Genomic DNA, 703 nt, shown 5'->3' with positions numbered 1-703 from the left:
GGGCTCCGAACCCTTCGAAGACCTCATGGAGCGCCGTGGCGCGTTCTTCCGGGCCGTCGCCCTCGAGGAGGAGTCGGTGTGAGTGCTGCCAGTGAGGGGAGGCCCGTGGTCTCCGTCATCACCCCCGCCTTCAACGCGGAACGGGTGCTCGGTCTCCAGCTCGACTCCCTGGCTGATCAGGGCGGTGCCCCGGCCTACGAGGTGTTGGTGGTGGACAACAACTCTACGGACGGCACCGCGGATCTGGTGCGAGACCGCACCTCCGCGTTCCCCGTTCCGCTGCGCCTGATCCGTGCTGCCGAACACCAGGGGCCTGGATACGCACGGAACGTCGGCGTCGCTCGCGCGCGAGCGGACCTGCTCCTGTTCGCTGACGCGGACGACGTGGTCTCCCGTTGGTGGGTGCGCAACGGGGCGCGGGCCTTCGCGTCGTCCGATTTCTGGTACGGCGGGGCCGTGCTCATGACCGATGAGCAGATGGCCCAGGACCTCGCCGGGATCCGAGCGGCCCTGGGCGATGTGGACGAGTGGACGGGGGTCGAGTCGGGTGACTTGACGAACGCCTTCCCGGTCGTCATGGGCGGCGATTTCGGCATGACGCGGGCGGCGTACGAGCGCGTCGGGGGCTTCGACGTGACACTGGGCACGGTCTACGAGGACAACGACCTGGGCGCCCGGGCCCAGCTGGCCGGCCTGACCGTGG

At 69.6% G+C, this 703-nt stretch carries 1 protein-coding gene; it reads left to right on the top strand.

The window, feature by feature from the left end; genetic code table 11:
* Positions 1–78 precede the first annotated feature (78 nt).
* On the top strand, positions 79–703 hold a 625-nt coding region (locus LWH95_RS21435; protein ID WP_232920349.1), incomplete at its 3' end, for a glycosyltransferase family 2 protein.

The organism is Bacillus sp. G16 (genome assembly GCF_021282335.1).
GTDB lineage: Bacteria > Bacillota > Bacilli > Bacillales > Bacillaceae > Bacillus > Bacillus inaquosorum.
The sequence above is the reverse complement of the archived record's forward strand: the minus strand, read 5'-3'. Positions and strand labels throughout refer to the sequence as shown.